We start from the raw sequence: 19,958 nt of genomic DNA on the forward strand, positions 1-19,958 counted from the left end.
TGACCGGAGACCCAAGCTCGCCCATGCGTTGCCTGATGTTCCTTTGCCTGCTGATCTGCAGCCTGCCCACGCTGGCCCTCGACCGGTCGAGCGTTGAGGGCTATCTGCTACCCAATGGCCTGCAAGTGATCCTGAAGTCCGGCTATGAACGCGACCATGTCGCCATCCGCCTGGTAGTGGGCGTTGGCCTGGACGATTTCGACTGTGACCAGAAGGAGTTGCCGCACCTGCTCGAACACCTGCTGTTCAGCGGTATCGACGAGACCGGGGAGGGGGGGCTCGAAGAACGGCTGCAGGCACTGGGCGGGGAATGGAATGCCTACACCAGCAGCGCCGACACCACGTTCGTGATCGAAGCGCCGGCACGCAACCAGCGCAAAGTCCTCGACCTGCTGTTGGCGGTCATCCGCGATACTCGCATCGACGCCGAGGCGCTGGCCACGGCCAAGCGCATCATCGAACGTGAAGATGGTGGCCATTATGGTCACCTGCAGCGTTGGCTCGACCGCCAGGACATCGGTCACCCCGCCAGCGACCAGCTGGCTGTCGAGCTGGGCCTCAAATGTCCGGAGCGCTCCAAGCTGGACGACATGACCCTGGAGCAGGTCCAAGCCCTGCGCGAGCGCTGGTACGCGGCCAACAACATGACGCTGATCATGGTCGGTGGCCTTGATCGGTTGCTGCCGGCCTACCTCGAACGCACCTATGGCGAACTGCCAGCCACCGAACCCGAAGAACGACGCAACCTCGACAGCATCAGCCAACCTGCCCAGCAACGTCGCGAACTCATCAAAGGGTGGCTCGGCGACAGCGTCAAACTGCACTGGCTGTTCATCGAGCCGGTCCTGGACAACGACCACCAGAGCACCCTAGACCTGCTCTCACGCTACCTGGAGTGGGCCGTCTACGACCAGCTGCGCCTGCGTCATGGCCTGTCGTACGGTCCAACTGTTCAGCGTGAGAGCTTCGGTGACAGCGGCATGCTCAGCCTCAACGCCGACCTTGAGCGCGACGACATCGACAAGGCGACCAAGGTGATGCAACAGCTGTTGGATCACCTGCGCAAGGACGGCCTGGACCCTGATACCTTCGCGCGCATCAAGGATGCCGCCGTCGCCAAGGAAAGCTGGAGCACCCAGGGTAACAGTGCCCTTGCTGACTATTACTGGGGGGCGCTCAACGACTATAGCAACGGACGCTTCCCCGACCCGGCACGCAAGCTACGCCAAGTGACACTGGAGCAAGCCAACGATGCGTTGCAGACATTGCTCAAGGACCAAGGCTATTTGCGTATCGAGAAGCCGTTGCTGGGGTATGACGAACTGTATGGGCTGGTTGCCTTGTTGCTGGGACTGATTCTGGCGCTGGGGTTGCTGCGTTGGCGCGGTCATGGCGCGAAGCGACCAAGCGGTGCTACACGGCAGTAGTAAATCGGCGGTATCCTTTCGCCATCAGCGGCCGGTTCGCGGGTCTACCCGCGAAAGGCCGACACTGCCTCCCCATATGCCTTGTTGTAAACCCATGCCCCCAATACCCCACTTCGTCCAGCGCGTCATCGAACTGCTCAAACGCTACCCCGGCATCATCGCTCTCGGCGGTTTTCTTTCCGGTATCGGCAGTTTCATCCTGGTCGATCGCCAAGCCGGCCTGGCTAGCTGGGTAGCCGTTCTCATGCTGGTCAGTTGGGTCTGGCTGATGCTCGAAAACACCCTCACCGGCCTGTTCGCCCGCACCTTCAACCGCGAGATCCCACAGCCGCTGCTGCGTTACGCGACGCAGATGATCCACCAGGAAAGCCTGTTCTTCGTCCTGCCGTTCTTCTTCATCACCACCACCTGGAACAGCGGACAACTGGTCTTCACCGGCTTGCTGGGCGCTGCCGGACTGATTTCGATCATCGACCCGCTGTACTACAAGTGGCTGGCCCCGCGCCGCTGGCTGTTCCTCGCCCTGCATACCCTGACGTTGTTCGCAGCGCTGCTCACCGCGCTCCCGATCATCCTTCACCTGACCACAGCCCAAAGCTTCAAGCTGGCGCTGATCGCGGCAATGGCGCTGTCGTTCCCGAGCCTGGCCAGCAGTTTCCCGATCAACAACTGGCGGCGAGGCGTGGCGCTGGTACTGGTGACCCTGGCGGTCGGCGGCGGCGGATGGCTGCTGCGTTCCTGGGTACCACCGGCGACGTTGTGGATGACCGAAGTGGCAGTGAGCACTGAGGTGCTGAACCGCCAGCCGGGCGACTCGCTCGATGAAATTGCCGCCAGTCGCATCCGCAGCAGTGGCTTGTACGCCTACACCGCCATCAACGCACCTCGGGGCCTGAACGAGCGGATCTACCATGTGTGGCAGAAGGATGGCAAAGAGGTCGACCGCATCGCCCTCGACATCCATGGCGGGCGCAAGGAAGGCTACCGGGCCTGGACCCACAAGCAGAATTTCCCGCCCAACCCGGTGGGCAAGTGGCAAGTGCGAGTGCTGACCGAGGATGGCCAGGTCATCGGCGTGCTGCGCTTCAAGGTGGTGGACGACGCCGCGCCATGAGCTCAGGTCTTTTGTAGACGTAGACAGCACATTCTCAACAAACCACTCCATGCCTGCTGCGCTATGATCAGGCTCTACGCCTAGCGGACCGTCAGTTGCATGGAGCCTATGACCACCCCAAGCGCCACCCTGGACACTAGCGTTCAACCGGCTTGCCTGCGCATTGTCGGTGACTGGACGCTGGCCCATTACGCCAGCCTCAAGCGTGCGAGCGAGCACCTGCGTACGCAATACGGCGCCGACACCATTGCCGACCTCAGTCAACTGGGGCGACTGGATACCGCCGGCGCCTCGTTGCTGGCCGAGCTGCTGGGCTCAGATCGGCTGTCGCGCTGTACCGACGACCTACCCGAGGCCAGCCGCGCCTTGCTCAAGAATGTCTATTGCTCGGTGCAGGACTACTGCATTCCGGTCAAGGAACCAGAACGCCCGGTACTGTTGCAGCTACTGGAACGTATCGGACGGGCGGTGGACAAACTCTGGCAGGACACCCGGCAGATACTGGGCTTCGTCGGCCTGATCCTGGAAACCCTCCTGCTGCGCGTCTTCCAGCCTCACCGCTGGAGGGTCACGCCAGTGGTCGCGCACATCGAGCAAACCGGCCTGGATGCAGCGCCCATCGTGGCGCTGCTGACTTTTCTGGTGGGGGCGGTGGTGGCGTTTCTCGGCGCTACGGTGCTGGCGGACTTCGGTGCAACCGTATTCACCGTGGACCTGGTGGCATTTTCCTTCCTGCGCGAATTCGGGGTGCTGTTGACCGCCATCCTCATGGCCGGACGGACAGCCAGCGCCTTCACCGCACAAATTGGCTCGATGAAGGCCAATGAAGAAATCGACGCCATCCGCACCCTTGGGCTGAACCCGATCGAACTGCTGGTGGTGCCGCGGGTACTGGCCCTGTTGATAGCCCTGCCGTTGCTGACCTTCCTCGCAATGATCTGCGGCATCGTCGGCGGCGCCGTGGTCTGCGCCCTGACACTGGATATCTCGCCTGCGATGTTCCTGTCGCTGCTGCAAAGCGACATCGGCGTCCAGCATTTTCTCGTCGGGCTGGCCAAAGCGCCGTTCTTTGCCTTCCTGATCGCCTCCATCGGCTGCCTGGAGGGCTTCAAGGTCAGCGGCAGCGCCGAGTCGGTCGGTGCACATACCACCTCCAGCGTGGTCCAGTCGATTTTCGTGGTCATCGTGCTGGATGCGGTGGCGGCGTTGTTCTGCATGGAGATGGGTTGGTGAATGGCCGGGATGCAGTGATTGAAGCGCGGGGCATCTGCAACCGCTTCGGCAGCCAGAGCGTGCACGAAAACCTCGACCTCGACCTTAACCGGGGCGAGATCCTGGCCGTGGTCGGCGGTTCTGGCAGCGGCAAGTCGGTACTGCTGCGTAGCATCATCGGCCTGCGCAGGCCCAACGAAGGGCAGGTCAAGGTGTTCGGCCAGGACCTGGCCAGCCTCAATGAGAGCCAGCGCTCACAGGTAGAGCGACGCTTTGGCGTGCTGTTCCAGAAGGGCGCCTTGTTCTCTTCACTTACGGTGACCGAAAACGTTGCCTTGCCCCTGATCGAGCACGCGGGGCTGTCCCGCGCCGATGCCGAGCACCTGGCCGGGGTCAAGCTGGCCCTTGCAGGGCTGCCGATTTCCGCTGCCGACAAGTACCCGTCGTCACTGTCCGGCGGCATGATCAAGCGCGCCGCACTGGCCCGCGCCCTTGCGCTGGATCCGGACATCCTGTTCCTCGACGAGCCTACCGCCGGCCTCGACCCCATCGGTGCCGCAGCCTTCGACCAATTGATCCTTACCCTGCGCGACGCCCTGGGCCTGTCGGTGTTTCTCATCACCCACGACCTGGACACCCTCTACACCATCACCGACCGTGTGGCCGTGCTGTCGCAGAAGAAGGTACTGGTGGCAGGACCATTGGCCGAGGTCGAGCAGACCGACGATCCTTGGATTCACGAATACTTTCACGGCCCGCGCGGGCGGGCGGCCGAACACGCCGCCACCAACGCGGCGCAGGAGCGCTGAACAATGGAAACCCGAGCTCATCACGTCCTGATCGGCCTGGTCACCGTCCTGGTGGTGGCCGGCGCCATGCTTTTTGGTCTGTGGCTGACAAAGTCCAGCGTCGACGACGCGTTCAAGGACTATGAAGTCGTCTTCAGCGAAGCGGTCTCTGGCTTGTCCCGGGGCAGCCCGGTGCAATACAACGGGATCAAGGTCGGCGACGTCACCAACCTGCGCCTCGATCCGAAGGACCCACGCCGTGTACTGGCCCGTGTGCGCCTCAGTGGCGATACGCCCGTCAAGGAAGACACCCAGGCCAAACTGACCCTGGCTGGGGTGACCGGCAACTCGTTCATCCAGCTCAGCGGCGGCACGCCGAAGAGCCCGGAACTCAAGGGCAAGGACGGCAAGCTACCCGTCATCATCGCCTCGCCTTCGCCCATTTCGCGTCTGCTCAATGACAGCAGCGACCTGGTGACGAACATCAACATGCTGTTGCACAACGCCAACCAGATGTTCTCGGAAAGCAATATCGACCGACTGAGCAACACCTTGTCCAACCTGGAACAAACCACCGGTGCCTTCGCCAGCCAGAAAGGCGGCATTGCCCAGGCGATCGAGCAATTGGCCGAAGTCGGCAAGCAGGCCAGCGCCACCTTGGCAGAGACCCAGGCGCTGATGCACAACGCCAACGGCCTACTGGGCAAAGAGGGCAGGCAGGCCTTCGGGAGCGCCGAGCAAGCCATGCAGTCGCTCGCCGAAAGCACAGCGACCATCAACGAGCTGCTCAAGGACAACCGCGAAGCCCTCGATGGAGGCGCCCAGGGCCTCGATCAGCTAGCCCCCGCCATACGCGAGCTACGTGAAACCCTGAATGCGCTCAAGGGCATTTCCCGGCGCCTGGAGGCAGACCCGAGTGGTTACCTGCTGGGCCGCGACAACAACAAGGAGTTCCAGCCATGAAACCGTTGCTGCGCGTGATGGCCCTGGCGGCCACGATGGGCTTGGCCACGGCCTGCTCAATCCTGCCGAAAACCGAGCCTGTGGATATCTACCGCCTGCCAGTGAGCCAAGCCAGCCGAAACGTGGTGGCGGTGGACTGGTCACTGCGCCTGAACAAGCCACTGGCCAGTGAAGTGCTCGCCGGGCCGCGTATCGCCGTGATCCCCCAAGGTAATGTGATCAGCAGCTACAAGGGCGCCCGCTGGAGCGACCCGACGCCCCTGCTGGTGCGTAACCGGCTGCTCGATGGGTTCCAGCGTGACGGCCGGGTACAGCGCCTGAGCGCCGACGATAGCAACCTGCAGGCCGACTACGAACTGGCAGGTGAGCTGCAGGCTTTCCAGAGCGAGTATCGTCCGGGCGGTACGGTAGAGGTGGTGATCCGCTATGACGCACGACTGGTTCAGGGCCGTAGCCAGCGCATCCTCGCCAGCAAGCGCTTCGAGATCCACCAGCCGCTGGCCGGCACCGAGGTCTCAGCAGTGGTGGCAGGTTTTGGCGCGGCCAGCGACCAACTGGCCTCGCAGGTGGTGGACTGGACAGTGGCCCGCAGTGCCCAGGCTCAGGCGAAGAACCAGTAGCAGACGAAGATCGCCGCAATCACGCCGGACAGTTCGGCCAGCAGCGCGCAGCCAACCGCATGGCGCACGCGCTGGATGCCAACCGCACCGAAGTAGACCGCCAGCACGTAGAAAGTCGTTTCGGTGCTGCCCTGAATGGTCGCTGCCACCAGCGCCGGGAAGCTGTCCACCCCTTGCGTCTGCATGGTCTCGATCAGCATGGCGCGCGCGGCACTGCCCGAGAACGGTTTGACCAGCGCCGTTGGCAACCCCTCTACGAAACGGGTATCGAGCCCCATCCAGTTCACCGCGTGGCGTATGCCATCCAGCGCAATCTCCAGCGCCCCCGAGGCACGCAGCACGCCGACGGCCACCAGCATCGCTACCAGGTATGGCAGCAGGCTCTTGGCAACGTCGAAGCCTTCCTTGGCTCCCTCGACGAAGGCTTCATAGACCTTCACCCGCTTCAGCGCGCCAACCAGCAGAAACAGGATGATCACGCCGAACAACGTGAGGTTGCCCAAGATCGATGACAGGCTTGCCAGGGCGGCGGCGGACAATGTGCCGAGAAACGCCATGAAGGCGCCCAGCAACAACGCGCCAGGAACCAGATACGCCAGCACCACCGGGTCCCATAGCCGCAGGCGTTGCATCACTGCGACCGACAGCAGGCCCACCAGGGTAGAGGCACTGGTGGCCAGAAGAATTGGCAGGAACACCATGGTCGGGTCGGGCGCGCCTTGCTGGGCGCGGTACATGAAGATGGTAACCGGCAGCAGCGTCAGGGACGAGGCATTGAGCACCAGGAACAGGATCTGTGCGTTGGTCGCGGTGGTGCTGCTGGGGTTGAGCTCCTGCAGGGCACGCATGGCCTTGAGGCCGATTGGCGTAGCAGCGTTGTCCAGGCCCAGGCCATTGGCAGCGAAGTTCATGGTGATCAGGCCAAGCGCAGGGTGCCCCGGCGGCACCTCCGGCATCAGCCGTGCGAACAACGGGCCGAGGACTTTTGCCAGCCATTCAACGATTCCGGCCTTTTCAGCGATCTTGAGAAAGCCCAGCCAAAGGGTCAGGGTGCCGAACAGCAAGACCATGACCTCGACGGACAATTTGGCCATGGCGAAGATGCTCTCGACCATCGCGGCGAAAATACCGGCATTGCCAGCCAACAGCCACTGGGCCAGCGCGGACACCGCCGCCACCAGGAAAAAGCCGAGCCAAAGGCCGTTGAGCATCCGTGTATTCCCCCTGAAAAATGCCCGAATGATAGCGGAGATTATCCGCGAGGGCTGCGTCCCTGATGCAGCCCGTAACGCCCTCAGACAACAAAAAGCCCCGACAAGTCGGGGCTCTTCGTTCAGTACGTGAGGCTTAGTGCTTGGCGGTTTCGCCGACGACTACGGCTTCTTTCTTGCCTGCAGCCTGCACCAGCGATGTGTAATACGCCTCGCCTTTCTGAGCGTCGTACATACCCTGCCAGCGGGCAATGACCACGGCGGCCAGTGCGTTACCCACCACGTTCAGCGCGGTACGGGCCATGTCCATGATGCGGTCGACACCGGCGATGAACGCCAGGCCTTCCAGCGGAATACCCACGCTGCCCAGGGTGGCCAGCAAGACCACGAAGGACACGCCCGGCACACCAGCGATACCTTTGGAGGTGACCATCAGGGTCAGTACCAGCATCAGCTGCTGGCCGATCGACAGGTCGATACCGTACAGCTGGGCGATGAAGATCGCTGCGATGCTCTGGTACAGGGTCGAACCGTCGAGGTTGAACGAGTAGCCAGTCGGTACCACGAACGAACAGATCGACTTCGGCGCACCGTACTTCTCCATCTTCTCGATCACGCGCGGCAGGACGGTCTCGGAGCTGGAGGTCGAGTAGGCGAGGATCAGCTCGTCTTTCATGATGCGCATGATCTTGATGATCGAGAAGCCAAATACGCGCGCTACCAGGCCCAGCACCATGAAGGCGAAGAAAGCGATGGCGAAGTACACCAGCAGCACGAGCTTGGCCAGGGGCAGCAGCGAGGCGAAACCGAAGTTGGCGACGGTAGCGGCGATCAGGGCGAACACGCCGATCGGGGCGTAGTTCATGATCATGTGGGTGACCTTGAACATGGTCTCCGACACGCCCTGGAAGGTACGCACCAACGGCTCGCGCAGGTCGGCATTGAGGCTCGACAGACCCATGCCGAACATGACCGAGAAGAAGATGATCGGCAGCATCTCGCCACGCATCAGCGCTGCGAAGATATTGGACGGGATCAGATTGAGCAGGGTCTCGATGAACGCGTGCTCATGCTGCACTTCGGCCGCAGTGGCCTGGTACTTGGAGATATCGACGGTACCCAGGGTGCTCATGTCGATGCCAGCGCCCGGGTGGAACAGGTTCGCCAACACCAAGCCGACGACGATGGCGATGGTGGTCACCACTTCGAAGTAGATGATGGTCTTCAGGCCGATGCTGCCCAGTTTCTTCGCGTCGCCTACCCCGGCGATGCCCACGATCAGCGACGAAATCACAATCGGGACGACGATCATCTTGATCAGGCGAATGAAGATGTCGCCGGCGGGCTGGAGTACGTTGCTGATCCACCATGCCTTTTCTGCACTGAAATGGTTCAGTAGCGCGCCGACTGCAACGCCCAGAAGCAGACCGATCACAATCTGCCAGGCGAGGCTCAGTTTTGCCTTCTTCATGTCATTACCCTTTGTTGTAGTGGTCATGGGAGCCGGCTGGAGAGGCGCGTAACAGAGCCGTTCTTAACGTCTTCGTTAGCGTTTTGATTCCAACCGGAGACCGCATGTAAAGACACCGCTGCCGAGCATTCGGGTGCTCGACCAGCGAAAAAAGGCCGCAACTATTGCGATGGGGAAGGGGGAAATCTAATGCCGGAAACAGATACCCTATGCCGAATATGCATAACGTTTCTGTCCTTAAACCACTGTTCTCAAGCCTTTGATTTGTAACGTTCGGAATCCCGAACAAGACCAAACCGCCATTCATAGGCAGATTTGACCGTACCCAAGCCGGGCTGAAAATGGCTTGTTCGACAATCCGAATGGCCGAAATGACACCTCTTGCGCCCTCTCGGCAGACGAAAAAAAATGGATATACGGTCGAGACAAAATGTGTCTCGTAGGAAAAATCCAGAAAGGGAATGGGACAAATCCCTATGGCGTCTCGGAAGCCCGACCGGTCCGAAGTGTCTTTCAGCTTTTAAGACACGACCGGTCCGGGACTTCCGAATCTGCCTTTCCTGACCCGGCCCATTGCTGGAGGCACTCCCTGTACCCCTAGGCCACTCCGATCCTGCAACAATCAGAACAGCCCGACCCCTTGGTCATGTGCAGCCCCTCCTCGGGGCAGCGCATCATAGAAGCGTGAAATATAGAAAGGTTCAGCTTCTATTTCGTGACAGCGCGCGCATCGGTGTCAGTACCACTTCGGATCGCGCTTGAGTTGCTCTTGCAGCATTGCCTTCATGCCGTCATCCGGGTCGCCCAACCAGCGGTACTGTGCATGGCGGGTCGGCGACTTGTCGCTCGGCAGGCCTTCGGGCACCTCCACGAGCATCCCGTAGGCATCGTCCTTATCCCAGCTGAAGGCCACGATGAGGCGTTTGTAGGTGCACTTGTCCGCCGATTCGCACAAAGGACCGACCAGGTAGCGATCACCGTCCTCGGTGACCGCCGACATCTGCTCCTGGGCACTGCCGCTCAGGTTGATGACCCAGTCTGGCAGCCGCTCCTCGTCCTCGATGGTGTGCTGCCACGTCTCGCGATATTGGGGGTCCGAGCCCAGCAGTTGGTCGACCCGGACCTGGCCGTCATTGGCCGCTATCGCCCCTACGCTACCGCCCAACAGCAGGGCGGTAACCAGGGCGTTGCGAAGCATCCTGCTCATCTTCAACCTCGACCACGTCCAAAGAAGAAGGAGGCTACGAACAGCACCAGGAAGACAATGAACAGGATCTTCGCGATACCAGTGGCAGCGCCGGCAATGCCACCGAAGCCCAGCACAGCAGCGACAATGGCGATGATGAGGAAAGTGATAGCCCAGCTCAGCATGGTGGTTCTCCTTTCTTTTTTGAAATCAGCCCGTCAGCGTGCCTCAGAACACCCAACGGTCCTGCGGCACGACGTTTTCGAGAGTGGCAGGGGAAGTCTTGGCCGAAGGCAAAGGATCGGCTGCCTTCACCAGCGTGTTGGCACGGGTCGACTGGATCTGCATGATCAACGCCGTTTGAGCCGCCACTTGCTCGGACAGCCGTGCGGTCTGCCAGCTGTAGTGAAAGAGACCGGCAGCCAGCGTCAACAGCAGCGCCAGTGCAAGAAACAACGCCTGGCGAATGGGTAATGCTGCAGCTTGGAAACGGTCCACGGATGGGCGGTTCATGCCGGCTTCTCCTGCTGTAATTCTTGTTCAAACCTGAACAGGTAATTGCAGCCTGCATGCCAGACTTTTATTTTAATAAAAAGCTTTATAAATCATTTACTTATGAAACAAGCCGCAAGGCGCAGGGGACGTATCCTGCACGATGCCCCCTCTGGCATCGTGCGTATTGCACGATTCAACCCTCTACTTTGGTGGCTACTTTCAGCAGGTCGGCGTCGACGCCACGCACTCCAGAGATCTGTCGAGCGGTTTCCACCGCGATGCTCTTCTGCTCGCGACTGACCACTTCGCCAGAAAGCCTGACGAGCCCCTGCTCGCAGTCCACCTTTATATTCAAGCCATCGAGATTGCGACTGAACCTGAAACTGGCCTGGATCTTGTCCACCACCCAGCGGTCACTGGGTTGCGGCCCGGTTTGCGCTCCCACAGGCGTTTCCCTGGCCTTGGCCATGGCTGCGCTGTCCAGGCTGACCAGGTTGTTGACCAGATACACACCCTCGGTGGTCCGCGCCAGAACACCCGCCAACTCCTTGGCCTGCGCGCTATCGACCTTGCCTCGCAAAGTCACCACGCCCTCACTGCTTTGCACGTCTATAGGTGCCTGCTCGGTGGTGTGGCTCCAAAGCAGCCGCGCCTTTATCTTCGCCGCCAGCGTCGCATCCTCCAGACGCTGCGCGTAGGCACGCAGTTCAAGCGGCCGTTCCACCAAGTCGGCGTTGATCCGCAGCTGATTGTCGACCTCTTCGATCCCCCGAGTGGCAAGGGCAACCTTTTCTGCAAGCTGTCGCTCGACCTCGTTCTCGACTTCGCCGGCCAGTCGGGCCTGCTGGCCGTCGACCTCTACCTGGATACGAAACGGGTTCAGCATGCTGTTCAACGCCAACGCCGTTTGCAGGGCACCCTCCAGGCGAGCGTCATTCACAGGGTCAGCGAAAGCTGGGGGGAATGCTGGTAGCAGCGTGACCGCGAACACGGCCAGGCGGTAGGAAAAGGGCATGACTGCACCTCCTTCTGTAGGCAAAAGCTAAAAATCTTCGCAACCAATGTGCCATTCGACACCTCTAAGCCAATCATCGAGATATCGCGGCTTCACCGCGAAGATGGGCCATTGGCTAGCATGCAAAGGACAGAATCCGTCAATATTGACCATGCAACTTGCCCGATTTTTCCCACACTAATTGAAGACACATCCTAAGGAGCGCAGGAAATGGAGTCAGCCCAGGACACCCAAGGCCGCATTCTGCTGGTGGATGATGAGTCCGCTATCCTGCGTACATTCCGCTATTGCCTCGAGGACGAAGGCTACAGCGTGTCCACCGCAAGCAGCGCCGCCCAGGCCGAAGCCTTGCTTCAGCGCCAGGTGTTCGACCTGTGCTTCCTGGATTTGCGCCTGGGCGATGACAACGGCCTGGACGTACTGGCCCAGATGCGCATCCAAGCGCCGTGGATGCGGGTGGTGATCGTCACCGCTCATTCCGCAGTCGACACGGCGGTGGACGCCATTCAGGCCGGGGCTGCCGACTATCTGGTCAAGCCCTGCAGCCCCGACCAGTTGCGCCTGGCCACGGCCAAACAACTGGAAGTGCGCCAGCTGTCGGCGCGGCTGGAAGCCCTCGAAGGCGAAGTACGCAAACCAAAGGACGGGCTGGATTCGCACAGCCCGGCGATGATGGCTGTCCTGGAGACTGCCCGCCAAGTCGCCACCACCGATGCCAATATCCTGATTCTGGGAGAATCGGGCACCGGCAAGGGCGAACTGGCCCGGGCGATTCATGGTTGGAGCAAGCGGGCACGCAAGGCATGCGTCACCATCAACTGCCCATCACTGAACGCCGAGCTGATGGAAAGCGAACTGTTCGGCCATACCCGTGGTGCCTTCACCGGCGCCAGCGAGAGCACATTGGGGCGCGTCAGCCAGGCCGATGGCGGTACGCTGTTCCTCGACGAGATCGGCGATTTCCCGCTGACCCTGCAACCCAAGCTGCTGCGTTTCATCCAGGATAAGGAATACGAGCGGGTAGGCGATCCGGTCACCCGGCGAGCCGACGTACGGATTCTCGCGGCCACCAACCTGAACCTGGAAGAAATGGTGCGCGAAAGCCGTTTCCGCGAAGACCTGCTGTACCGTCTCAACGTCATCACGTTGCACCTGCCACCTCTGCGGGAGCGCAGCGAGGATATCCTGACCCTGGCCGAGCGCTTCCTGGCCCGCTTCGTCAAGGAATACTCCCGCCCCGCCAGAGGCTTCAGTGAGCAAGCTCGCACTGCGTTGCTCAATTACCGATGGCCGGGCAACATCCGCGAACTGCGTAACGTGGTGGAGCGGGCCAGCATCATCTGCCCGCAGGAGTGGGTGGAAATGAGCCACCTGGGAATGGGTGAACAACCTGCAGGCAACACCCCTCGGATCGGCGCGCCCCTCAGTCTGGATGAGCTGGAGCGCGCCCATATCGGCGCGGTGCTGGCCACCAGCGATACGCTGGACCAAGCCGCCAAGACCTTGGGTATCGATGCCTCCACCCTGTACCGCAAGCGTAAGCAGTACAACTTATGAAATGGTCGATGAAGCTGCGCACGCGGCTTTTTCTAAGCATTTCAACGCTCGTTACAGCATCTCTGCTTGGCCTGACCCTGGGTCTGGTCAGCGTGATGCAAATGGCGACGGTACAGCAGCAGTTGGTGAAAGAAGCGACCCACGCCCTGGAAATCGGCCTCAAGTTGCGGCAGAACCTAGGCGAACAACTGACCTTGATCCTCGATGAAGATACCGTCCCCGAGCATCTGCAATCGCTGCAGGACAACTTCCAGGCCCTGCTCGATCAGGGTCTAGCTCAGGGTGGTGAACAGAGCAGCTTCAGCAAGGCCAGTAGCCATTTTCAAAGCTTTCTGCGGGCCTATCGGGAAAGCGCCAATCCGGCTCGAAGCATGGGTGCGGATCAACCGCTTGGCGCGGCGTTTGGTCAAGTGCGCACCGACCTGATCGACTCCCACAGGCAAACGCTAGAGCTCATCATCCGCAGCGAAGAGCAGACGCGCAGCCGCGCCCTGCTGGTCAGTGGCCTGCTTGGCCTGATCGGCCTTGTAGTACTGGCGCTAGGGTTCGTCACCGCACACAAGATCGCCCGCCGCCTGGGCCAACCGATCGAGGCCCTGGCCCAGGCCGCCGACCAACTGGGCAAAGGCAACTTCAACGTCACCCTGCCGGTCACCCAGGCAGCCGAGCTGAACCAGTTGACTCGCCGTTTCGGGTTGATGGCCGAAGCGCTGCGCAAGCACCAGGAAACCAATGTCGATGAATTGATGGCCGGCCAGCAGCGCCTGCAGGCTGTGCTCGACAGCATCGACGATGGCTTGCTGATCATCGACCGCCAAGGCCATCTGGAGCATCTGAACCCGGTAGCACAGCGTCAGCTGGGCTGGAGCGACAGCCGTGTGGGCAGCAGCCTGGCCGACGCCCTGCAGCGCCCGGAGCTGGAACATCAACTGCGACAGGTATTGCGCGGCGGCAACCTCGATCGCCCCCCTGACGACCTGCAGATCGAAGTCGACGAAGAGTCTCGGCTGCTGACCTATAGCCTGACACCGGTCAGCCATCCACAGGGGCCAATTCTGGGCGCGGTGATGGTGCTGCACGATGTGACCGAGCAGCGCGCCTTCGAGCGTGTACGCAGCGAGTTCGTACTGCGTGCCTCCCATGAGCTGCGCACGCCGATCACCGGCATGCACATGGCATTCGGCCTGCTTCGCGAACGCCTGACATTCCCCCCGGATGCACGCGAGTACGACCTGATCGAAACCATCGGCGAAGAGATGCAGCGTCTGACCCAGTTGATCAATGACCTGCTGAACTTTTCACGCTATCAAAGTGGGCTGCAAAAACTCGAACTGGCGCCTTGCCCCATCGACGACCTGCTTGAACGCGCCAAGGCACGCTTCACCGAGCAGGCTGCGCATAAGCAAATCGAATTGGTCAACGTCCTGGAACCGCCATTGCCACGCATACAGGCCGACGTCGCCCAACTCGACCGGGTAATGGACAACCTGCTGCACAACGCCATTCGCCATACTCCAAACGGTGGAAAGATCCGCCTGCATGCACGGCGGCACGCAGAGCGAGTGATCATCAGTGTCGAAGACAATGGCGAAGGTATCGCCTATGGGCAGCAAGGCCGAATTTTCGAACCGTTCGTGCAGGTGGGCCGCAAGAAGGGCGGCGCAGGGCTGGGCCTTGCATTGTGCAAGGAGATCGTGCAACTGCATGGGGGGCGCATGGGCGTGTTTTCCCGCCCCGGACAAGGCACCCAATTCTATATGGCGCTGCCTGTCTGAACCCTCGCCCAACGCAAGTCAGTTTTCACCCCGCCGAGCTGCAACCTGTCTTCCGCGGGTCACCAGCTCGGCGAACTGCCGTGCGTTAAGTGGATGGGCGAACAACCAGCCCTGGCCGTAGTTCACCCCTTCGCTGTTGAGCAGCTCGGCCTGGTCTTCGCATTCGATGCCTTCGGCAATCACTCGCAGGTGCAGGTCATGGGCCATGCGAATGATGTGCGGTGCAACTCCGCTACTGGCGGCATCGTGCCCCAGTGCATCGATGAAGGCCTTGTCGATCTTCAGGCAATCCACGGGCAAGGTCTGCAGGTAGGCCAGACTGCAATATCCCGTGCCGAAATCATCGATCAGCACCTGGTGCCCCACGGCCCGCAACGCCTGCAGATTGTCACGGGCCACTACCACGTCGATCAGCCCCCGCTCGGTAACCTCGAAGGCGATCTGGCTGGCCGACACCCGGTGCAACGCCAATAACCGTGCAGCGACTCGCCCGATGCGCGGCACCATCACATCACAGGCAGCGAGGTTGACCGAGATGTACAGGTTGGGGTGCGAACGCAGCAACTGCCCAAGTTGTTCGAGCACACGCTGCAGGACGAAGTCGGTGATCTGGCATATCTGCCCGGTGTTCTCGGCCAGGGGAATGAACAAATCCGGGCTGGTCAGCGTCCCGTCTGGGCGGCGCCAGCGCACCAACGCCTCGGCCCCCACGCATCGTCGGCTGTCGAGTTCGAATATGGGCTGGTAAAGCACTTGCAGTTCGCCACGGCGTAGAGCGTTCTGCAATTCGGAACTCATCGAGCGCCGCTGCTGCACCAGCTGCAGCACCAGCCAACCGATGCAGCAGGCCGCCAACAGGCTGCCAGGAATCAGCAACCAGAGCATGCCGTTCATTTTCAATGGCAGGCTCGCCCGTGGAGCGATCAGCACCAACTGGTAATCCGGCGATTTCGTCGGCATGCGATAGATAAGACGGTCGCTCAGTTCGAGTAGCGTGTTCTCGCTGGAAGGCCAGGCAGCAGCGGGCGGCCAGACTTGCGGCGGGCCCAGCACCGGGATGGCTCGGGCACCATTGTCGAGCACGACCAGCAAGCTGCCGCCGGGGGGCAAGTCGACCACATCGGTCAGGTGCCCACGGGATGTCGAAACCACGAACCTGCCGCGCCCCAACATCAGCGCCGCCAGGTTTTCATCAGGCTCGGTGGTGGTGTTCAACCAATAGCTGTAGGTGGGGCCTCGAATGTCTGGCGCCCGCAAGGATTCGATGAGCCTTTCACCCCCCCGATTCGAACAGGCGATGTTGCCGTCGATGTATGCGGCCTCATAAATAAAGCGCGACCCGAGGCCGACTGCCTGCAAGGCCTGCAACATCGCCGCGTCACAGCCGCGCAAGGGCTGCGCCTGCAACGCATCGACGCCCTCGCGCAGCTGGCCGAATACCTGCTCTAGCCGCTCGAGAAATCGGTCGCCCTGCGCATTCATTTGCGCACTTTCGTTCTGCTTCATCTGTTGCAGGGCGATACCGAAGCTGGCAGTCAGCAGCACTGCGCCACTGGCCAACGCTGCCAAGGTGGCCAGCATCCAGGGACGGTAAAAAAATTGGCGCAGTGCAGTGAGCAAGGCTGACATCGCTAGCATCCAGTTGATTAACAAGGTATAGCAACTGGTTTGACACTCAGCCTGCCCGTTGAGCGGTGATTAAGGCGCGTGGGGGCGCCTGACTAACGCATGCGGTTGAGCACCTGCAGAATTGCGGCTGTCTGTGCGTCCGGCATGCCATCGAAACGCGCTGGACGGAAGCGCATCTGGAATGCAGCGATCACATGGCGGGTGGCAACGTCCAGCTCTGCGGTTTGCTCGATTGCGTAACCAAAACGGGCTAATTCTTGCTGATACCAGCCGATCGTGGGGGGATTAGCACTGAAATATGCTTGCTGGCGTGCTACCGCCGCGGCGTCTGGCCAAATCCCGAGGCCCGCTTCGGCCAGGCGCTTCCAGGGGAACAACGGCCCGGGGTCCAGTTTGCGTAATGGTGCGATATCACTGTGGCCAATAATGTGGCGCGGCTCGATGTGATTGCGTTTGACGATATCGTTGAGCAGGGCGATCAGCGCCTGGATCTGCGCCTCGCTGTAAGGGTGCCAGACCCGACCATTGGGGGTGTCGGTGAAACCAGGATTGACGATCTCGATGCCGATGGAGCTCGAATTGAGCCAGGTTCGACCTTGCCACTGGCTGTCACCGGCATGCCAGGCCCGACGGCTCTCGTCGACCAACTGGTAGACCGTCGCCGGGCCGTCACCTATCAGGTAATGACTGCTGACCTCACCATGGGTCAGCAGCGCCAGGGAACGTTCAAGGGACGCATTGGTGTAATGCAGGACCACGAACTGGATTCGGTCGTCCTGGTTGGCGGAAACATGGCTGCGGTCGATGCGCAGGCCTGTGGAACAACCCGCTAGGATCAACAGCATGCAAGCGGTGAATAAGGTTTTCATCGGTGGGAGCACGTCTGGAGGAGTCTACATCGTCGCTACAGTATAACGTGCTCCTTCCCGGCCATTAGGCTAAAGAGTGATTCAGCGTGTGCACAGCACCAGGAATTCCATCGAGTTGTCGCCACTGGGGCCTTTCACATCCACCAGTTGGGTCAGCACCGTTGCCTGCTCGGCCAATGGCTTGCCGATCACTTTGGCGTAGCCATGTACCAGCCTGTTTTCGCTGCTGGCATCGATCGGCGAGACCGAGCAGAAGCCGGGGTCCTGATGCACGATGCGCTTGTTGAAGAACAGCGTGTATTGAGTGAAGTAGTTGTCCTGAGGTTTGTGCTCGACCCTTTCGATCCACTTTGGCCATTGGCGCAACACACTGCCGTCACCGCCAATGTGTGCGGTCCACCAGGTTTCATTGGCCAGGGCAGAGGCCTGGTAGGCCAACCCCATCATTAGTACAACCCACGCTTTGAATGCTTTCATCGCTCGGCTCCTCATCAGAGATCGTTCCGTAACGACATGCACGACAGTGCACATGTCGGTTACGCAGTCTCGACCTCGTAGGCGCGATGAATGCGGTACTTGTTTATGCCATTTCGACCCGGTTACGCCCCAGGTCCTTCGCCCGGTACAAGGCGTCGTCGGCACGCTTGAGCACTTGGTCGGCACGCTCGCCGGAGCGGAAAGCGCTCACGCCAATGGAAGCGGTGATCACCACGCGCTCGCCCTTGAAGTGAAATGGGCACGCCTCGATGGCCGCGCGTAGCACTTCGGCGAATTGTTGACCGGCAGCCGGGGAGGTCTGCGGCAACAACAGGACGAACTCCTCACCGCCAAAGCGGGCGATGAAATCCTGGCCTCGCAGCCGCTTGCGCAGTTGGTCGGCAACGATCTTCAGCACCTTGTCGCCGGCCAGGTGGCCGTAGCCGTCGTTGATGCGCTTGAAATGGTCCAGGTCAAGGATAGCCATCAGCAGATGCCCGCCACCCTCCTGCCAGTCCTGGACCTCGCGCTCGACCCGCTCGGCCCAGGCTGCGCGGTTCGGCAGGCCGGTGAGCGGGTCGATAAGCGCCTTCTGCCGTTGCTCCTCCAGATGCTCACGGTAGCCAAGGGCTTCCTGCTCCATACTGGCCACACGTTCGGCCAGGCCCTGCAGGCGCCCTGCCAGTTCCTGTTCGCGGCGGTCGCGCTCACGCTGATGATCGTCAATGGTGACAGACAACCCCTCAAGACGGTTTTCCAGGATGTGCTTGAGGCTTTCCAGGTCCGCCGCGCCCTGTACGCTACTTTGCAGGCCATCGACCTGTTCGCGCAGTTGGCTGTCCAGCTCACGGGCAGCGGTACTGTTGTCGGCGTGTCCGGCACTGGCTTCCTGCAAGTGGCTCTGGAAATTCTCCAGGCGCTCGTTGAGCTGTTGCAGGTAAGCCTCGAATTCGTGCTGACCGCTGTCGGTAATGGCCAGCATGAGCACTGCCAGGTCGTCGAGAACCGGGATCAGCTCATACCAGTTCAAGCCGCGCGCCACCCGCTCGCGCATTGCCAGGGCTTGTGCCTTGTGGCGCTCGGGCAGGCTCAGGTCGTCGAGCAGGCCAATCAGGGTCTGCTCGATATGCGCAGCGACCTGGCTGTAAGGTGGTTCGACAGCGTCGGGCAAGGCATAGGGGCCGTCCTCGCCAGCAGCATCCTCGACCTGCAACGAAGCGTCGACCAGTGAAGGCAGCTCGCCTTCCTGGAGCTGCTCAGACACGGGCAACGGCGCAGCGGGTGGGGCCGCCGGTGGCTCATGGCGTTGGTTCTCGACCAGTGCAGGCTCGGACAGCACGGTCGGTTCCGACTCTGCAACGGCTTCCGGCATTTGGGGCTGCTCGGCACTCACGGGCTCGGCAGGCGCTTGCAGCTGCGCCGCAAGCGGCTGCAGCTCATCCACATCGGGCGCTGGTGCCTCGACTACATCGGAAGCTGGCGGCGCGGGCGCGACGTCGAGCGAAGGAGGTACCGCGGGAACATCGGCCGCTGCCTGGTCTGCATGGACCAGTGCCTGCTCACCCTGCTGTTCGATTTCGCGATTACCGAACAGGCGCTGCAGAAACCCCGGCCTGGCTTCTTCCTCGGGTTTGCTCAGCGTGGACAGGGCGAGCCCTTGCAGACCGCTGAGCTCGCCGAGTAAAGGAGGCAGGTCGCGGGACTGGCTTACGCCGCCATCGAGTTTCTTGGCCAGCTTTTTCAATGATCTGGATACATCACCCGGCAATGGCAGCGTTTGCAACTGGCTTACCAATGACGTGAGCGCATCGCGGACCTGGTTCATCCGTGTTTCACGTCGCTGCTCGGAATCCAGAACGGCTTTTTCCAGGCGCGGAATCAGGCCGGCCAGGCCGGCGTCCATGTTGTCGCTGCGGATCACCTCGCGCATTTCCTTCATGCACTGGTCGACCGCCTTGTCGCTGCCTTCGGCTGCCAGGGTGCTGCGCACCAGGCCCCGGCGCAACAGGTCAAGTCGAGCATTCCAGCGACGCTCGAGCTTTTCCTGCTGTTCGATGCTTTTTAGATATTTTTCTTTCCAGCGCTCGGCGTCGATGGTCATGCCTGGATCCGCAAAAAGTGATGCATCTATGAGCTGTGATTACACGCT

Annotated in this window: 18 protein-coding genes; 8 read left to right on the top strand and 10 right to left on the bottom strand. The window is 61.1% G+C overall.

Features of this window, described 5'->3' with window-relative positions; translation table 11 throughout:
• The first annotated feature begins 23 nt into the window (after positions 1–23).
• From H620_RS0101590 to H620_RS0101615, 6 genes are all read left to right on the top strand, one after another.
• Positions 24–1,427, top strand: a complete 1,404-nt coding sequence (locus H620_RS0101590; protein WP_023378047.1) for a M16 family metallopeptidase — start codon at positions 24–26, stop codon at positions 1,425–1,427.
• A gap of 94 nt (positions 1,428–1,521) precedes the next feature.
• Positions 1,522–2,541 (top strand): DUF5924 family protein, encoded by a 1,020-nt coding sequence (locus H620_RS0101595; RefSeq protein WP_023378046.1) that lies wholly within the window; start codon positions 1,522–1,524, stop codon positions 2,539–2,541.
• Positions 2,542–2,640: 99 nt separating this feature from the next.
• Positions 2,641–3,774: an ABC transporter permease gene (locus tag H620_RS0101600; RefSeq protein ID WP_027906622.1), complete on the top strand. Its 1,134-nt coding sequence runs from the start codon at positions 2,641–2,643 to the stop codon at positions 3,772–3,774.
• A complete protein-coding gene (locus tag H620_RS0101605) occupies positions 3,771–4,562 on the top strand; it encodes an ABC transporter ATP-binding protein (protein ID WP_023378044.1) in 792 nt (263 codons plus the stop codon). Before H620_RS0101600 ends, H620_RS0101605 begins: the two co-directional genes overlap by 4 nt.
• 3 nt (positions 4,563–4,565) lie before the next feature.
• Positions 4,566–5,504, top strand: a complete 939-nt coding sequence (locus H620_RS0101610; protein ID WP_027906623.1) for an MlaD family protein — start codon at positions 4,566–4,568, stop codon at positions 5,502–5,504.
• Complete coding sequence (locus H620_RS0101615) at positions 5,501–6,124, top strand: ABC-type transport auxiliary lipoprotein family protein (protein ID WP_023378042.1); 624 nt, start codon at positions 5,501–5,503, stop codon at positions 6,122–6,124. Before H620_RS0101610 ends, H620_RS0101615 begins: the two co-directional genes overlap by 4 nt.
• On the opposite strand, the gene H620_RS0101620 is transcribed toward H620_RS0101615, so the two are convergent.
• The 6 genes from H620_RS0101620 to H620_RS0101645 all read right to left on the bottom strand — a co-directional run bounded on the left by H620_RS0101620 (position 6,106) and on the right by H620_RS0101645 (position 11,502).
• Positions 6,106–7,335 carry a nucleoside recognition domain-containing protein gene (locus H620_RS0101620; protein WP_023378041.1) on the bottom strand — a complete coding sequence of 410 codons (1,230 nt, stop codon included), beginning with the start codon at positions 7,333–7,335 and terminating at the stop codon, positions 6,106–6,108. The two genes, H620_RS0101615 and H620_RS0101620, sit on opposite strands and share 19 nt — an antisense overlap.
• Positions 7,336–7,471: 136 nt before the next feature.
• Complete coding sequence (gltP, locus tag H620_RS0101625; RefSeq protein WP_023378040.1) at positions 7,472–8,806, bottom strand: glutamate/aspartate:proton symporter GltP; 1,335 nt, start codon at positions 8,804–8,806, stop codon at positions 7,472–7,474.
• Positions 8,807–9,542: 736 nt separating this feature from the next.
• The gene (locus tag H620_RS0101630; RefSeq protein WP_027906624.1) at positions 9,543–10,013 is read right to left on the bottom strand and encodes an inhibitor of vertebrate lysozyme family protein; all 471 of its coding nucleotides are present in this window, start codon (positions 10,011–10,013) and stop codon (positions 9,543–9,545) included.
• A 2-nt stretch (positions 10,014–10,015) separates the two neighbouring features.
• On the bottom strand, positions 10,016–10,177 hold the full coding sequence (locus H620_RS26170; RefSeq protein WP_003252966.1) for a DUF1328 domain-containing protein: 162 nt from the start codon (positions 10,175–10,177) through the stop codon (positions 10,016–10,018).
• A gap of 43 nt (positions 10,178–10,220) precedes the next feature.
• Positions 10,221–10,505: a hypothetical protein gene (locus H620_RS0101640; protein WP_027906625.1), complete on the bottom strand. Its 285-nt coding sequence runs from the start codon at positions 10,503–10,505 to the stop codon at positions 10,221–10,223.
• A gap of 175 nt (positions 10,506–10,680) precedes the next feature.
• Positions 10,681–11,502, bottom strand: a complete 822-nt coding sequence (locus H620_RS0101645; protein WP_027906626.1) for a BON domain-containing protein — start codon at positions 11,500–11,502, stop codon at positions 10,681–10,683.
• Positions 11,503–11,712: 210 nt separating this feature from the next.
• On the opposite strand from H620_RS0101645, the gene algB reads away from it, so the two are divergent.
• On the top strand, positions 11,713–13,059 hold the full coding sequence (algB, locus tag H620_RS0101650) for a sigma-54-dependent response regulator transcription factor AlgB (RefSeq protein WP_027906627.1): 1,347 nt from the start codon (positions 11,713–11,715) through the stop codon (positions 13,057–13,059).
• Positions 13,056–14,834, top strand: coding sequence for a KinB sensor domain-containing domain (locus H620_RS0101655; RefSeq protein WP_023378035.1), 1,779 nt, complete (start codon positions 13,056–13,058; stop codon positions 14,832–14,834). Before algB ends, H620_RS0101655 begins: the two co-directional genes overlap by 4 nt.
• 18 nt (positions 14,835–14,852) lie before the next feature.
• Here the strand turns inward: H620_RS0101655 and H620_RS0101660 are convergent, their stop codons facing one another.
• The 4 genes from H620_RS0101660 to H620_RS0101675 all read right to left on the bottom strand — a co-directional run bounded on the left by H620_RS0101660 (position 14,853) and on the right by H620_RS0101675 (position 19,910).
• Positions 14,853–16,463 carry an EAL domain-containing protein gene (locus H620_RS0101660; protein ID WP_023378034.1) on the bottom strand — a complete coding sequence of 537 codons (1,611 nt, stop codon included), beginning with the start codon at positions 16,461–16,463 and terminating at the stop codon, positions 14,853–14,855.
• 92 nt (positions 16,464–16,555) lie between these two features.
• Positions 16,556–17,332, bottom strand: a complete 777-nt coding sequence (locus tag H620_RS0101665) for an N-acetylmuramoyl-L-alanine amidase (protein WP_023378033.1) — start codon at positions 17,330–17,332, stop codon at positions 16,556–16,558.
• Between the two features lie 81 nt (positions 17,333–17,413).
• Positions 17,414–17,809, bottom strand: a complete 396-nt coding sequence (locus H620_RS0101670; protein WP_023378032.1) for a hypothetical protein — start codon at positions 17,807–17,809, stop codon at positions 17,414–17,416.
• Positions 17,810–17,912: 103 nt separating this feature from the next.
• Positions 17,913–19,910, bottom strand: coding sequence for a GGDEF domain-containing protein (locus tag H620_RS0101675; protein WP_023378031.1), 1,998 nt, complete (start codon positions 19,908–19,910; stop codon positions 17,913–17,915).
• Between the last annotated feature and the right edge of the window lie 48 nt (positions 19,911–19,958).

Origin of the sequence: Pseudomonas taiwanensis DSM 21245 (assembly GCF_000425785.1) — a bacterium.
GTDB lineage: Bacteria > Pseudomonadota > Gammaproteobacteria > Pseudomonadales > Pseudomonadaceae > Aquipseudomonas > Aquipseudomonas taiwanensis.

Excerpts from the sequence above, each read along its gene's own strand:
- H620_RS0101590 (WP_023378047.1), top strand. The coding sequence starts at position 24 with ATGCGTTGCCTGATGTTCCTTTGCCTGCTGATCTGCAGCCTGCCCACG.
- H620_RS0101595 (WP_023378046.1), top strand. The coding sequence starts at position 1,522 with ATGCCCCCAATACCCCACTTCGTCCAGCGCGTCATCGAACTGCTCAAA.
- H620_RS0101600 (WP_027906622.1), top strand. The coding sequence starts at position 2,641 with ATGGAGCCTATGACCACCCCAAGCGCCACCCTGGACACTAGCGTTCAA.
- H620_RS0101610 (WP_027906623.1), top strand. The coding sequence starts at position 4,566 with ATGGAAACCCGAGCTCATCACGTCCTGATCGGCCTGGTCACCGTCCTG.
- H620_RS0101615 (WP_023378042.1), top strand. The coding sequence starts at position 5,501 with ATGAAACCGTTGCTGCGCGTGATGGCCCTGGCGGCCACGATGGGCTTG.
- H620_RS0101620 (WP_023378041.1), bottom strand. The coding sequence starts at position 7,335 with ATGCTCAACGGCCTTTGGCTCGGCTTTTTCCTGGTGGCGGCGGTGTCC.
- gltP (WP_023378040.1), bottom strand. The coding sequence starts at position 8,806 with ATGAAGAAGGCAAAACTGAGCCTCGCCTGGCAGATTGTGATCGGTCTG.
- H620_RS0101630 (WP_027906624.1), bottom strand. The coding sequence starts at position 10,013 with ATGAGCAGGATGCTTCGCAACGCCCTGGTTACCGCCCTGCTGTTGGGC.
- H620_RS26170 (WP_003252966.1), bottom strand. The coding sequence starts at position 10,177 with ATGCTGAGCTGGGCTATCACTTTCCTCATCATCGCCATTGTCGCTGCT.
- H620_RS0101640 (WP_027906625.1), bottom strand. The coding sequence starts at position 10,505 with ATGAACCGCCCATCCGTGGACCGTTTCCAAGCTGCAGCATTACCCATT.
- H620_RS0101645 (WP_027906626.1), bottom strand. The coding sequence starts at position 11,502 with ATGCCCTTTTCCTACCGCCTGGCCGTGTTCGCGGTCACGCTGCTACCA.
- algB (WP_027906627.1), top strand. The coding sequence starts at position 11,713 with ATGGAGTCAGCCCAGGACACCCAAGGCCGCATTCTGCTGGTGGATGAT.
- H620_RS0101655 (WP_023378035.1), top strand. The coding sequence starts at position 13,056 with ATGAAATGGTCGATGAAGCTGCGCACGCGGCTTTTTCTAAGCATTTCA.
- H620_RS0101660 (WP_023378034.1), bottom strand. The coding sequence starts at position 16,463 with ATGTCAGCCTTGCTCACTGCACTGCGCCAATTTTTTTACCGTCCCTGG.
- H620_RS0101665 (WP_023378033.1), bottom strand. The coding sequence starts at position 17,332 with ATGAAAACCTTATTCACCGCTTGCATGCTGTTGATCCTAGCGGGTTGT.
- H620_RS0101670 (WP_023378032.1), bottom strand. The coding sequence starts at position 17,809 with ATGAAAGCATTCAAAGCGTGGGTTGTACTAATGATGGGGTTGGCCTAC.
- H620_RS0101675 (WP_023378031.1), bottom strand. The coding sequence starts at position 19,910 with ATGACCATCGACGCCGAGCGCTGGAAAGAAAAATATCTAAAAAGCATC.